General features: G+C 31.8%; 10 protein-coding genes. 5 read left to right on the top strand and 5 right to left on the bottom strand.

Annotation, left to right across the window (positions count from 1 at the left end; translation table 11 throughout):
• Window positions 1-312: 312 nt before the first annotated feature.
• On the bottom strand, window positions 313-1,458 hold the full coding sequence (locus tag RR409_RS04630) for a LuxR C-terminal-related transcriptional regulator (RefSeq protein WP_332556556.1): 1,146 nt from the start codon (window positions 1,456-1,458) through the stop codon (window positions 313-315).
• A gap of 232 nt (window positions 1,459-1,690) precedes the next feature.
• Between RR409_RS04630 and RR409_RS04625 the strand changes: the two genes are divergently transcribed.
• Entirely contained in the window at window positions 1,691-1,945 is a 255-nt protein-coding gene (locus RR409_RS04625) for a CD3324 family protein (RefSeq protein WP_332556555.1), read from the top strand.
• A 315-nt stretch (window positions 1,946-2,260) separates the two neighbouring features.
• A complete protein-coding gene (locus RR409_RS04620; RefSeq protein WP_332556554.1) occupies window positions 2,261-3,214 on the top strand; it encodes a 2-hydroxyacid dehydrogenase in 954 nt (317 codons plus the stop codon).
• Window positions 3,215-3,326: 112 nt separating this feature from the next.
• Here the strand turns inward: RR409_RS04620 and RR409_RS04615 are convergent, their stop codons facing one another.
• From RR409_RS04615 to RR409_RS04600, 4 genes are all read right to left on the bottom strand, one after another.
• Entirely contained in the window at window positions 3,327-4,196 is an 870-nt protein-coding gene (locus RR409_RS04615; protein WP_332556553.1) for a UbiA-like polyprenyltransferase, read from the bottom strand.
• On the bottom strand, window positions 4,183-5,631 hold the full coding sequence (locus RR409_RS04610; protein WP_332556552.1) for a menaquinone biosynthesis decarboxylase: 1,449 nt from the start codon (window positions 5,629-5,631) through the stop codon (window positions 4,183-4,185). The genes RR409_RS04615 and RR409_RS04610 overlap by 14 nt, the downstream gene beginning before the upstream one ends.
• Before the next feature lie 15 nt (window positions 5,632-5,646).
• Complete coding sequence (locus RR409_RS04605; protein WP_332556551.1) at window positions 5,647-6,918, bottom strand: aspartate aminotransferase family protein; 1,272 nt, start codon at window positions 6,916-6,918, stop codon at window positions 5,647-5,649.
• A 64-nt stretch (window positions 6,919-6,982) separates the two neighbouring features.
• Window positions 6,983-8,914, bottom strand: a complete 1,932-nt coding sequence (locus RR409_RS04600) for a U32 family peptidase (RefSeq protein WP_332556550.1) — start codon at window positions 8,912-8,914, stop codon at window positions 6,983-6,985.
• 306 nt (window positions 8,915-9,220) lie between these two features.
• Between RR409_RS04600 and RR409_RS04595 the strand changes: the two genes are divergently transcribed.
• The 3 genes from RR409_RS04595 to RR409_RS04585 all read left to right on the top strand — a co-directional run bounded on the left by RR409_RS04595 (window position 9,221) and on the right by RR409_RS04585 (window position 13,753).
• The gene (locus RR409_RS04595) at window positions 9,221-11,050 is read left to right on the top strand and encodes a UbiD family decarboxylase (protein WP_332556549.1); all 1,830 of its coding nucleotides are present in this window, start codon (window positions 9,221-9,223) and stop codon (window positions 11,048-11,050) included.
• 333 nt (window positions 11,051-11,383) lie between these two features.
• Window positions 11,384-12,679 carry a histidine--tRNA ligase gene (gene hisS / locus RR409_RS04590; RefSeq protein ID WP_332556548.1) on the top strand — a complete coding sequence of 432 codons (1,296 nt, stop codon included), beginning with the start codon at window positions 11,384-11,386 and terminating at the stop codon, window positions 12,677-12,679.
• A gap of 720 nt (window positions 12,680-13,399) precedes the next feature.
• Window positions 13,400-13,753, top strand: coding sequence for a CGGC domain-containing protein (locus RR409_RS04585; protein ID WP_332556547.1), 354 nt, complete (start codon window positions 13,400-13,402; stop codon window positions 13,751-13,753).
• The last annotated feature ends 853 nt before the right edge of the window (window positions 13,754-14,606 follow it).

Raw genomic sequence — 14,606 nt, 5'->3', positions numbered from 1 at the left:
TATTTATATTTTAATCTAAAATAAGAGGTGGTACTTTCCTAAGGGAAAATCCACCTCCACTATAAAAATCTCAGCAGAAGTGCTGAGGTTTTTCAGATAGTTTAAAATAAGTAGAGTGATATGAAAATAAATTATAATAACTTAATAGAAAATCATTAGTAGGTTAAAGTTAATATAAAAGTATGTTTTATTTTACCTCAAATTAAGGGGTTGGAAAATTTGAAGCAAGGGAAAACCCTTGCTTTTTTAGTGCCATCTAATGAATAAAATTTAACTGTGAAAGTACAAGTATAGTTTTGCTTGTCCCGAAAATTAGTTAGATTCAATTTTATTTAACAGTGTTGTTCGGCTATTTACTCCTAGTTTTTTAAATATATTTGTAATATGGGTTTTGATAGTATTGCTGCTAAGATAAAGTGAGATAGAAATTTCTTTGTTGCTAAAGCCTTTTTTTATTAGATTAATTATCTCTAATTCTCTGTCAGTTAAATTATAAAAATCTTTTAATTTATCTGATGAAACGTTAGGTTCATTATTAGGGTGTTTTGAAATGCATGTAAAGTATGTAGTTTCCATACTACCAGTTATAGTTGGAGTTATAATTACTGATGTATTAACAGTATAGATATCATTGATTGAAATTATGTTTAAATCTTGGTTACTAGTACTTTGCATAAGATTATAACTTAAAAAGTTAATTATTTTCTGGATAGAGTTATCACTTTGTCTAATTCCATTTATATTATCATAAGATACCGTATTTAAAGTATTCGTATTTTCTGCTATTTCAAAGCAATAATCTTTTGCTCTACCATTTGCTTCAAGTACTGATAATTTATTATTCCATATAATAATTCCATCTGAATAATTATCATAACACTTTTTTAAAAGCTTCTGTTCAAACAGTGAATGTGAAAAAGTTAAAAAATTTTTATAATTCTGAGAAAGAATTTTATGTAAAATTCCCCAAAGTTTAAATTCTCTATCAGTAAAATCGCCCTCTTCCTTAGATTTGAATATACATAAAGTCCCTAACCTAACATTTTTTGAATGTAGATTAATGTTAAGCCTATAATGTAAATTATATTTTATTAAAAATTGAAAATTCTCTGTTTGTTGAAAGTTACTATAAGGCATGATGTCAGTTATTTTAATTAAATTCTTATGCAATAATTTTTCAGGTAGATTTAAAGGCTGAAAAATGGAGATTTTATGATAGTGGTCTTTAAATTCTTTTATAAAATTCTTTTCAAGGTTGTCTGAAAAGAAATTAGTATAATAAACTCTATTTACATCATTGTTAGAAGAAGTATTCATGTTTTCTGGAAAAAAAGCAAGAAAATTATAATTAAAGTATTTTGATATTACTTTAAAGATATCATTGTAAAAGTATAAAGAGCTTTCTCCAATTTCACAAGAAAACTCCAATATGTTTTCATAGTCTATCTCGCTTAACACTGTTATTGCCCCCCTGAATAATAAAGACTTATTATCCGTTATTTAATTTAAATAAATACATCTTAAATAATTATACACAATTTATTCATAAATTTAAATAAGATTTAAAAATAAATTAAAGAACTAATTGTATAAATATTCTTAATAGAAAAAAATTTACATTAATATTTTTATAGTGTTTTATCATAAAGACAAGATGTACAGAAAAATTGTATTTAGGAGGAGCATATAAATGAGTTATAATAAAGCAACAGATGTGTTGCCAGATGAAATATTAAGTTTAATTCAGAATTACATTCAGGGTGAATGTATTTATAATCCTAAAAAAGAATGCAACAGAAAGCCTTGGGGAGAAACTACCAAAGGTAAAAAAGAAACTTCTAATAGGAATTTATGTGTTTATAAGGAATACCAAGAGGATTTATCTATAAAAACCCTTCTGAAATGTATTTTTTATCTACTAAAAGTATACAAAGAATCATATTAAAAATGAAAAGAGAAAATGAATAAAAAATGTTCCATAAGCTAAATGTTTGTGGCACATTTTTGCTTCAAAATAATGTATAAGACTAACACAGCAGATACTTAGTGATGTTGAAAAAATAGAATTTTATGGGAGTAGTATTTGGAGAAAATTTAACACAGAACTATATATTTATGAGTTTCTTTATTATATTCTATACAGATAATATTTTATTTACATTTAATTATACATAGATTATATTTTATATAGATTATATTTTGTTTAATGGGAAAAAGTTAATAATACTAGGGAAGAAATCAATAGAAGGAGAAGATGTATATGAAAATAGTGTTACTAGAACCATTAGCTATTAGCAAGGAAGTATTAAGTGACCTTTCAGCCAGCCTTGTAGAAATGGGCCATGAGTTTGTTTCTTTTGACAGTGTAGAAAATGATACTGAAGCTCTTAAGGAAAGAGTAGGAGATGCAGAGCTTCTTATTATTGCAAACAATCCCTTAAATGGTGAAGTTATAAGAAGTGCTAAAAATTTAAAATACATATCAGTGGCCTTTACTGGTACAGATCATGTGGATAAGGAAGCTTGCCTAGAAAGAGGCATAAAGGTTTCTAATGCACAGGGTTATGCAACAGAAGCTGTGGCAGAACTAACTATTGGAATGATTGTATCTTTACTTAGAAATGTAGTTAAATGTGATGAAGTTACAAGAGTTGAGGGTACAAAAGCAGGGTTAGTTGGTTTTGAACTTAATGGAAAAACCGTTGGAATAGTTGGAACTGGTGCTATTGGACTTAGAACTGCTGAAATTCTTAAAGCCTTTAACTGCAAACTTCTTGGTTACAGCAGATCTAATCGTGAAGAAGGGAAAGGTCTAGGCATTGAATATGTTACTTTAGAAGAATTGCTTTCAAAAAGTGATATAGTGTCCCTACATGTGCCTTTAAACGAAGGAACTAAAAACCTTATTAATAAGGAAAAACTTTCTTTAATGAAGAAAAATGCAATACTTATTAATGTGGCTAGAGGACCTGTTGTTAACAGTGAGGATCTAAGAGATGCTTTAAATGAAGGTAGAATTGCTGGAGCTGGAATTGACGTTTTCGAAGTTGAGCCACCTGTACCAAGTAATCATACACTATTTAATGCAAAAAACATCTTAGTTACACCACATGTAGCTTTTGCAACTAGTGAATCCATGGTGAAAAGAGCAGATATCGTCTTTGACAATGTTTATTCTTGGTTAAAGGGCGAAGAGAAAAATATAGTATTTTAAAAAATAAGGAGCTACGTCGTAATGCACAAAAATGCATTGTGACTAGCTCCTTTTGTTATTCTCCAAATAATTCTTCTAAAGGCTGCACCAACTACAATCTCCCTTGAGTTTCTTAAATTAGTGCATCTAAAACTCCACATATTAAAAACACAATGCTTATAACTTGATTTATACCGTAAGAGGCTATTTTTACATTGGTTAGATTATCTGGAGAAACCAGTTTATGTTCAGCTATGAATAAAATAGATACAACTGCTAATCCAATGTAATAAATAACTCCTAGCTGGTTACTTAAGATCCCCACCCCAATTAATAAAAGCAAGGTTATTCCGTGAAATAGAGCAGCGATGCGTAGTGCATTTTTTACACCAAATCTTGCAGGAATTGAGTGAATTCCATTAGCAGTATCAAAGTCATAATCCTGAGAACCATATATTATGTCAAAGCCTGCAACCCAAAGGGTATTTGCTGCTCCCATAAAAAGAGGCAACCAAGAGATTTTACCAGTTACTGCAAGCCAGGCTCCAACTGGTGCAGCAGCAGAGGTTATACCTAAAACTAAGTGACAGGCCCAAGTAAATCGTTTTGTATAGGAATATATAGTCATTAGAAATAATGCAATAGGGGAAAGTAGTAAACATAATGGATTAAGCATTGCCGCTGCGATAACCATTATTAAAAAACATACTACTGTAAAAAGTATAATTTCCTTTTTCTGAATTAACCCTTGTGGAAGCTGTCTCGTAGAAGTTCTAGGATTTTTAGCATCTATTTCAGCATCTATAACTCTATTTATTGCATTGGCACCAGTCCTTGCTCCCATAAAGGCAAGTAATATCCAAAATACTTTAATAGGAGTGGGGAATCCATTACTGGCAAGGAGCATTGAAATAAGAGCGAAGGATAAAGAGAAAATAGTGTGAGAAAACATTACAAGTATTCCATAATCATGGGTCTTTTTTAAAATTTTAGTCAATACCATAGTCAAACCATCTCCTTGAAACAAGTTCTTTAATATCTTCAGTCATTTTAATGTCATCAGGCCAATGTCTTTTATGTCCTTCACTTGGCCATTTCTTAGTAGCATCTATACCCATTCTGTAGCCGTAATGAGGAAGATTTGACGCATGGTCCAGAGCATCTAATGGGCCTTCTGATATAACTACATCTCTTTTAGCATCTATATTATTGAATACCTTCCAAGCCACAGTAGATATATCCTTAGGATCAATATTTTCATCTACTACTATTATGATTTTCGTATACATCATACGTCTTATTCCCCATAGTGAGTTCAATATTTTCTTACCATGACCAGGAAAACCCTTCTTTATAGAAACAATCAAACAATTATTAAACACTCCTTCAAGAGGAGAATTTAAGTCAACAATCTCAGGAAACTGGATTTTCAGTAATGGTAAGAAAATTCTTTCTGTAGCCTTGCCTATATAGCAGTCCTCCATAGGTGGCTTACCTACTATGGTTGTTGGGTATACAGGATTTTTTTTATGAGTTATACAAGTTACGTGAAATACAGGATAGTAATCTGCACGAGAATAATAACCTGTATGATCTCCAAAGGGACCTTCAAGTCTTAAATCTTCATTAATATCTACATAACCTTCAATAATAAATTCTGCATCAGCAGGTACGTATATGTCATTGGTAATAGACTTCACAAGTTTTACAGGAGATTTTCTTAAAAATCCTGCAAACATCATTTCATCAATGGTGTTTGGTAGAGGTGCTGTAGCAGCGTAGGTAATTGCCGGGTCACACCCAAGTGCCACTGATACAGGCATTTTACCCCCTAGGGCTTTATATTTTTCATAAATATCTCTACCATTTTTATGTAAGTGCCAGTGCATGCCAGTAGTATTTCTATCAAACACCTGAAGCCTGTACATTCCAGTGTTTTGAACTCCACTTTCAGGATCTTTAGTTATAACAAGAGGTAGTGTTATTAGTGGACCTGCATCCCCGGGCCAGCACTTCAAAATAGGAAGCTTAGTTAAATCAGGGTGATCTTCAATTATCTCCTGGCAAGCTCCTTTAGTAGAAAGCTTCATTGGAAATATCTTTTCCATTTCAGGGAGCATTGGAAGGGAATGAAATTTATTCATCATTCCTATATAATTTGACATTTCTATAAATTCTTCCATGCTATTGCCAATATCATCTAGAGATTCAGCTCCAAGGGCCATGCTCATTCTTTCATAGGTACCCATTGCATTAATAAGTACTGGATAAGCTGAACCTTTTACATTTTCAAATAAAAGGGCAGGGCCATATTGTTTTGATACTCTGTCCGTAATTTCCGTAATTTCTAATTCAGGATCTACTTCTGCTGTTATTCTTTTCAGCAAGGCCTTTTCATCCAAAAGGTTTATGAAATCCTGCAAGTTACTATAAGCCATATATTTCTCCCTTTACTAATAAAGTTTTTCAAAAATCTTCTCTAAGTTTGAAGTCATAGAATCTATATCTTCTTTAGAGATTACAAGTGGCGGTTGAAATGCTAAAACGTCTCTGTTTAAACCATTTTTTCCTATTAAAAAGCCTAGGTCCTTCATTTCTTCTAAAATTATATCTGTAATTTCCCCTGATGTTAAATTTTGATTTTTTGATCTAAGCTGCATACCTAACATTAGACCACACCCTCTTATTTCCGCAATAAATGGGGATGATATTTTCTCTAATTTTTCCTTAAGATATTTTCCTAATTCATTTGCTTTACTAACTAAATCATTTTTTTCAATATAGTTGAGAACACTAAGTGCAGTTTGAGCAGCCACAGGGTTACCACCAAAGGTAGAAGCAGAAGGTTTGGTAAAGGATTTTGCAATGTCATCTGTTGTTGAAAAGGTGGATATTGGAATTCCATTACCTAGTGCTTTAGCAGTGACTAAAATATCTGGAACTACATCATAATTTTCTATGCAATACATTTTACCAGTTCGTCCATAGCCCGTTTGGACTTCATCTACAATCAACAGTACATTATGCTTCTGAAGCATAGTTTTTACATTTTTCAAATAATCAAGTGGATACATTACAATTCCGCCGTTACCTTGAAGTGGTTCTAATATCATTGCACAAATATCATTGCCATGTTCTTTTAAAACAGTTTCAAGTTGAAGTAAAGATTTCTCCATAGCTTCTTCATAGCTAATAGTAGGAGAGTAGGGTCTTTCAATGAAAAATACATTTTCCTTAATTAAATTATCATCTAATCTCCACATTGGTATTCCTGTAACACTTAAGGTTAAATGTGTTCTGCCGTGTAATCCACCATTTAATGCAATAAATTTAGTTTTTTTAGTATGCAATCTTGCAAGGGCCATAGCACCTTCATTTGCTTCTGAGCCAGTAACACAAAAGAAAGTTCTTTTTATATCACCAGGAAGCAATTCAGCAAGTTTTTCAGCCAGTAGAACCATTGGCTCAGTTAAATATAGGGTTGTAGTGTGCTGCAATTTATTTAGTTGTTCAATGGTATCCTTAAGGATTTCTGGATTTGAGTGTCCACAATTCATAACAGATACACCAGCAAAAAAATCCAAATATCTCTTATGGCTACTATCGAAAAGATACTGCATACTTCCAGATACTATTTGAGGTGGTGATTTATAAAAGCAAGAGGTTGCCGGATAAAAATATTCTTTTCTTTTTTCAAGGATATTTTCAGGACCTATATAATTCATAAATTATTTCACTCCTTTTTATTGAAGGATGTGAAAAAATAAGCTTTTCTTCACATCCTTATAATTATACTGATTTAAATGATAAGGCACCTAGTGTAAAACCTGCTCTTTTTGACTGTAAATGCAAAAATAAATCTTTACATTTAGATTTATCAGATATAGCAATTTGATAAACTTCAATAATACTTTTCAATTCATCCAAGGTATAAGTTTGCCCTTCAATACGCAAGCTTATAGGTTTTTCAAAACTTAAATCCTCAAGAATTGGAAGAAGACAAAGCTCTTTAGAGGTAAATAAATGATTTTTAAGATTTTCATCTATATAAACTGGATTTTCACCTTTATCAGTCATCAAAACTAACACATTATTATCTACATATTTGTTGTTCCCTTGTTCAATTGTCTTAAAAGCATCAATATTTTCATAGAGATTATGATCTAAGTACATAACTTTTAAGGGTCCGTGGACAATTAATTCTAGTGGTGTTTCTGACAAATTTATAAATTTAGGAAGTTCGTTTCGTTTTACCTCTAAAGCTGTGGTGATTTCATTAACACCTAAGTTTTTATAGAATTTTGTGGCTTTTTCATTGTATATATTTAAATTGTAGTTTGCTATTAAAGGATATTTATGTCCATACTTTTTCACAGCTCCTAAATTAGAAACTAATAATCCATCGAAGAAGTGGCCATGATTATTTAGATAATGGTCAATCCTGTCAAATTGAAGCTCATTCATCATTTGTGGCAAATCAAGATATATCTTAGTGTTTTTCTTTAGTTTTGTAAGTTCAGTTAACTGTTCTAAGGTTATAAAGTTATCAGGAAGTAAAACCTCACAAGGTAAATAAATTCGGTCCACTCCAAGTTCAATACAAAGCTTTGCTTGGTGGTAATTATTTACTTTTACGGATAAGTTGTTTTTATAAATTAATTTGCTAGAATAATGGTTGAGTTCATCTCGAAGTTCATTTAGAGCATTATCAGTGATTTCAGGTTCTTCTGTTGGAGTAGAAAAAACTTTACCTGTAGAATAAAACTTACCTGTACCTTCATATCTAGTGTTAATGAAGCTTAAGCCAGGTTTGTTAAAAGCATAGGCAGTTGTAAAATCACGTTTTCGGTTTTCAAACAATTCATCTGCATTTTTTTTACGATTAAAGCTTATAGGGTCTTCTATATATCTATCAATGGCATCACCATAAGTATTTACTAAATTAACTATAAAATCTGTATCTCTCATACGTCCTTCAATTTTAAAGGAAGTTACACAGGCTTCAATAAGCTCAGGAATGTTTTCATACATGTACATATCCTTTGCTGCAAGTGGGTATTCTGTACCGTATACAGAGCCATCTTTTTTCACAAGATAAGGCCATCTACAGGGCTTAAAACATCTGCCACGGTTGGAACTATTTCCTAAAACAATAGAACTGTAGTAGCAGTTACCTCCATTTACTGTACACATATCTCCATGGACAAAGTATTCAGTTTCAATATTTGTTTGATTTTGTAAGTGCTTAGCAGTTTGCAAATCCATTTCTCTTGATAATACTACTCTAGTTACCCCGAATTCCTGCAATGCTTTCACAAATGCAATGTTATGGACATTCATCATTACGGAAGAATGAATTTCAAAGTTATTGAAATTTTGTTCTTTGCAAATTTGAAGGATTCCAAGGTCTTGTACTATTATTCCATCAACAGCAATGTTATTTAAAAATTGTAGATATTCTGTTGCTTCATTAATTTCGTTATCATTTAACATATTGTTTACTGTAACATAAACCTTTTTATCAACATCATGTGCCATCTTAAGAGCTTCTTTAATTTCATCATCAGAGAAATTAAAGCCTTTTCTCATCATTCTCATATTTAAGGATTTACCACCCAGGTAAATTGCATCACAATTAGCATTTACCATGGATTTAAAGGTTTCCATTGTTCCAGAAGGGGCTAGTAACTCCACCTTCTTGTGATTAAAAATTCTTGCCATAGTTCCTCCTCGTTATCATTTGTCGGAATACAGAGTATTCATTCAGACGCTGATAACAACTCTTCTAATGAATATTTTCATATATAATTTTACAGATAATATTAGTTTTGTACAAGTATGGTAGAAAGGTTTCTTAATAAGTGTGTACAATACATTAATAATTAGAGGGGGATTTTCTTTGCATCACTGTTAGTTTCGTTGTATTATTTACCTAAGGGAATAAGATCGAATTACCCTCACTATTGAGAATAATGATTATTTACATATTCACATTAAATTTATCTGAAGAAAAAAGGAGAGTAAAGAATGTATTGTAATTTAGAAGAATGTATTCTTGACTTAGAAAGATCTGGTCAATTAATCAGGATACGTGAAGAAGTGGACCCGTACCTTGAGATGGCGGCTATACATTTGAGAGTTAACGCAGCCGGGGGGCCTGCATTGCTTTTTGAAAAAATAAAAGGATCCAAGTTTCCAGCAGTATCAAATTTATTCGGTAACCTAGAGAGAAGCAAGTTTATTTTTAAGAATACCTTTGAGGCAACAAAGAACGTGATTGCATTGCGCAATGATCCAATGAATATATTGAAAACCCCACTAAAACATTTTAGCACTGGACTCTCCGCATCAAAGGCACTGCCATTAAAAAAACTAAGTAATAAATTAGCTGAGTTTAAGGAAATACAAATTTCTGACCTTCCGCTTATTCACCATTGGCCTGGTGATGGAGGGGCCTTTGTCACTTTACCTCAAGTTTATTCAGAAGATCCAGAAAAACCTGGAATTATGAATAGTAATTTAGGAATGTACCGTGTTCAGCTAAATGGTAATGATTATAAACTGAATGAAGAAGTTGGTTTGCATTATCAAATTCACCGTGGTATAGGGGTTCACCAAGAAAAAGCAAACAAACTAGGTGTTCCTTTGAAGGTGAGTATTTTTATTGGAGGCCCTCCAGCTCATACTCTGGCGGCAATCATGCCATTACCGGAAGGTATGAGTGAAATGACATTTGCAGGTCTACTAGCAGGTCGAAATTTTCGATACACTTATGTTGATGGCTATTGCATTAGTCTTGATGCTGATTTTGTAATTACAGGGGAAATTTGTCCTGGTGAAACTAAGCCTGAAGGCCCTTTCGGCGATCATATAGGATATTATAGTCTTATTCATGATTTTCCTTTAATGAGGGTTCATAAAGTATTTGCTAAGCGAAATGCTATCTGGCCATTTACAGTTGTTGGACGTCCACCTCAGGAAGATACAGCTTTCGGGGAGCTTATCCATGAGTTAACAGGTAATGCAGTAAAACAAGAAATTCCTGGGGTGAAAGAAGTTCATGCAGTGGATGCAGCTGGGGTTCATCCACTGCTGTTTGCAATCGGAAGCGAACGTTACACACCATACCAGAAGGTTAAACAACCAGCTGAAATACTTACTCTTGCAAACCGAATTTTAGGAACAGGACAGCTAAGTTTAGCTAAGTATTTATTCATTACGGCTGAAGAAAACCAAACTTTAAATACTCATAAAGAAGTAGAATTTCTAACATATATACTTGAACGTATAGACCTCCGTCGAGACCTGCATTTTCAAACAAATACAACCATTGATACTCTTGATTATTCGGGAACAGGACTAAATACAGGCAGCAAGGTAGTAATTGCCGCATATGGAGACAAAAAAAGAAACTTGTGTGAAGAAGTACCAAATCAATTAAAGGGGTTAAGTAATTTTAGAAATCCACTTTTAGTGATGCCAGGCATCGTTGCCCTTGAAGGGCCAGAGTTTTTAAACTACGAGGAGGCGAAAATCCAGTTAAAGGAGTTATGCTCAGATATTCAAAGGAGAGGTATCATGGAATCTTGTCCAATGATTATTCTTTGCGATGATAGTTCATTTATAAGTGGTTCCCTTCAAAACTTTTTCTGGGCCGCATTTACTAGAAGCAACCCTTCACACGATATTTATGGTGTTAATAGTTGTTATGAAAACAAACACTGGTGCTGTGACAATATGATTATCGATGTTCGTATAAAACCACACCTTGCACCGCCACTAATTCCTGACTCAGCAGTTGAAAGGAACATTGAGCGTTTCTTTGAAAAAGGAGGAAGTTTAAGCGAAATTAAATAAATCTTCTGTTATTTATGTTGTGGTGAACCCTACCATAAAGAAATCAGGATTAAATAAGTAAACAAAATTGACAAATAAAAATAATATATGTATTATAATTAATAATATATTTTCAGGAGGAAAGTTATGAGTACACTTAATACTATTAAAGCAAATTTAATACATCATCATTACTAGAGACTTGATCTGTTTAAAAACGGATACAAGTCTATTTGGAGTTAGGCTTGTATCTCTGGTAATGATAAATTAAGTGTAATCATAATTTATTTAAACCATGTAGCATACTTGCCTACATGGTTTTTTGTTATCTAAAAAAATATAGGAGTGAGCAAAATGAAAAACGAGATAATCAAACCTAGTATTCTGCCAGGATTTATGGAGTTATTACCAAGGGAACAACAAGTATTTAATGATATAGTAGCAAAAATAACAAAGGTATATGAAAACAATGGCTGTTTAGCAATAGATACCCCAATTATTGAAAAAGCAGAGGTATTGCTTGCAAAGAGTGGTGGAGAAACAGAGAAGCAAGTATATTCCTTTGAAAAGGGAAAAAACAAGCTAGCCCTAAGATTTGACTTAACAGTACCTTTTGCTAGGTATGTTGCACAATATTATAACGATATGGTTTTTCCTTTTAAAAGATATCAAATAGGAAAAGTTTATAGAGGAGAAAGAAATCAAAGAGGGAGATATAGAGAATTTTATCAATGTGATATAGATGTTATCGGCAAAGATAAATTAAGTGTGGATAATGATGCTTGGGTTATTAGCCTAGCTTCTAAAGCCTTTAAGGCAATAGGATTAAGTAATTATAAGTTTCAAATAAGTAATAGAAAAATTTTAAAAGGCATATTAAGTGAGATAAATATTGATGAAATTAATGAAGTTATGGCCTTAATAGATAAATACGATAAGATAGGCAAGGAGAGCTTCTCCAGTGAGTTAGAGGACCTTATAGGCTTTGAAAAATCTCAATATATTAATAATCTATTAGATATAAAGGGTAGTAGCAAAGAAATAGGAGAAAAACTTTTAAATCTTAAAATTGAAAATGAATACTTCCTTGAGGGAGTAAAGGAGTTAAATAAGGTTTGCTGCATGTTATCACTATTAGGTGTAGAGGATGAAGAGTTTGAAATAAATCTAAAAATTATAAGAGGATTAGATTATTATACAGGTACTGTTTTTGAAACTATGCTCATAGGGAATGAAAGCTATGGTTCTATTTGCTCTGGAGGAAGATATGATAATTTAGCTGAGAACTATACTAGCAATATATTACCCGGTGTTGGTATATCCATAGGAATAACAAGATTATTCTTTGTTTTAAAAGAAATTGGTTTTATAGATAATTATAAAATCAAGGGTAATTTAGATTATTTAATAATACCTATAGGGGATACAATAGAATACTGCTGTAAGGTAATGAAATACTTAGAAGAGAAAAACTATGCAGTAACGTTATACTTTGATGATGATTCCTTGAAGAAAAAAATGAATTATGCCAATAAATTAGGTGTAGAAAATGTTATTTTAATTGGAGAACAGGAAGTTATGGGCAATAAAGTCATAATAAAGAACATGGTATCAGGAAGTAACATGAGCTTTGATTATAAACAACTATGATTGAAAGGTAAAGCCTATTAAGTAATGAACAAGTTCATTTTGTTAACAACTTTGGAAGCAGATTTTCACTGCTACCAAAGCAACTTATTTAGGCTGAACAACTGCCACTTTAGAAGATGGGAGACTTGAAGCTTCCAAAATGTTGTTAAAGGCCATTTTTCAGTTGAAAGAGTAAAATCTATTGAAGGCTATTCTTCGGTGCAAACACAAAAACATCCGTCCTAAAATACTATGAAGCTTTAATGGAAATCCTGTGGTAACCATAAGTACTAGCACCCTAATTTATAGCTGTGCATATTTTATTGAGTGAAATATTTTCAAGTGAAATTTTATTAATTAGATAAAAAGAAGTGAATAGTATATGGGAAAACTTTCCATATAATGAAAGTTTATAAACCATAAAGGACCTCTCACTAATGATAGAAGAGGTCCTTTTGCTATTGAGCTGAGAAATATTAAGCCGCATTTAGATTCATTGCGCTGCATCGTACCATAAATGATTACGGCTTAAAACTCTCAAATAATCACTAAGTTTTCATAAAAAGGTTGAGGAGATCTTTGTAATAGTAAATGGAATTATATGTTATCTGTGATATATATCACCGCTTAAGTAGTAATTAAAAGATATAATAAACATTTAATGCAGATTTTAAGTAATATGGGTTTGCATAATAACGCAAAAGTTTGTAAGTTTGATTTTATTACGAAAGGGAGATAAATATGAAAATTGCTATTTTAGTAAATGAAGATACCATGGATGTATGTACTGGAAAAGGATGTTTTAACGCCTTTAACAAGAGAATTGATGCCTTTAAAGATTATGGTACTGAGGTGGAGTTAGTTGCATTTACCCATGTAGGGGGAGACTTAGAACGTAAAATTGAAAAATTAATTAATAATAGTGTGGAAGTAGTCCATCTTTCAACCTGCCTTAGAGCAAAGTATGAAGACTATGATAATTTAGCTCATCGTCTTGCCAAGGATTTTAAGGTTGTGGGATATACCCATGGATCAGAAAATGGCAAAAATAGAGATACAATATGTTTGGAGCAATGTAAGGGATGCAAACTATAAATATGGTGTTATGCACTGAAGTTATCTAGTTACTAGAAGAATAGAAAAAATGCAATTACAGCAATACTCTGAATTGTACCATAAGTAACAGTGGTTTCATGAGGTAAATGAATGTGCAATGTACCGGGTTCCTTAATGAATCCTGTAACCTACAAAGAATCTTAGAATATATAGTAGCAAGCATTTCTGCCTCATTCTTTTTTATGAAATAAGATTGAGGTTTTATGCATTATATAGAGCTGATACAATATACTTAGAAAAAAGATTTCAGGGACTACAAGATAAAATTGCAAATAAAACATGTTGAAAGGGGAACGTAAGTTATGACACCAGCTAATTGCTAATATTGATTAAAGTATAATTTGAAAATTATTTTAATTTAATATGTATTTTGTGATGAGTTTTAATTTGCCTAATTATTTTAGGTGTTATTGTTATGCTCCTTATGAAATAAGGCATTTAGAAAGTAACTTACCTTACTGAACTTCAATAAATTATAATATATATGTTTAAATAAGAAATCTGCATTATAGCGTAACATGTTGATACCGTTATATTAATGTAGTTCTATGCTTAAGCATATAGTGTAATAAAGAATTTTCAGACTGTAAGAAGATAAGAGCTTCTTACAGTTTTTTATTTTTAAAAATTAACCACACTTCAGATGGATATCTATTCCCTGTAAAGGTATTTGGGTAGTAAATTATCAATAGGTGTAAATCTGTGGGTGGAGTAATTATTTGTGGTGGTTAATTCTTAACGTAAAGTGTGAGCTTTAATAAAGTATGGAAGTTTGAAAATTTCTTTGCCTATTCATTAAGAGGATAAACATAAATAATGGATGAAAGAAGGA

Source organism: Clostridium sp. (genome assembly GCF_036642255.1).
Classification (GTDB): Bacteria; Bacillota; Clostridia; order Clostridiales; family Clostridiaceae; genus Clostridium_J.
The sequence above is the reverse complement of the archived record's forward strand: the minus strand, read 5'-3'. Positions and strand labels throughout refer to the sequence as shown.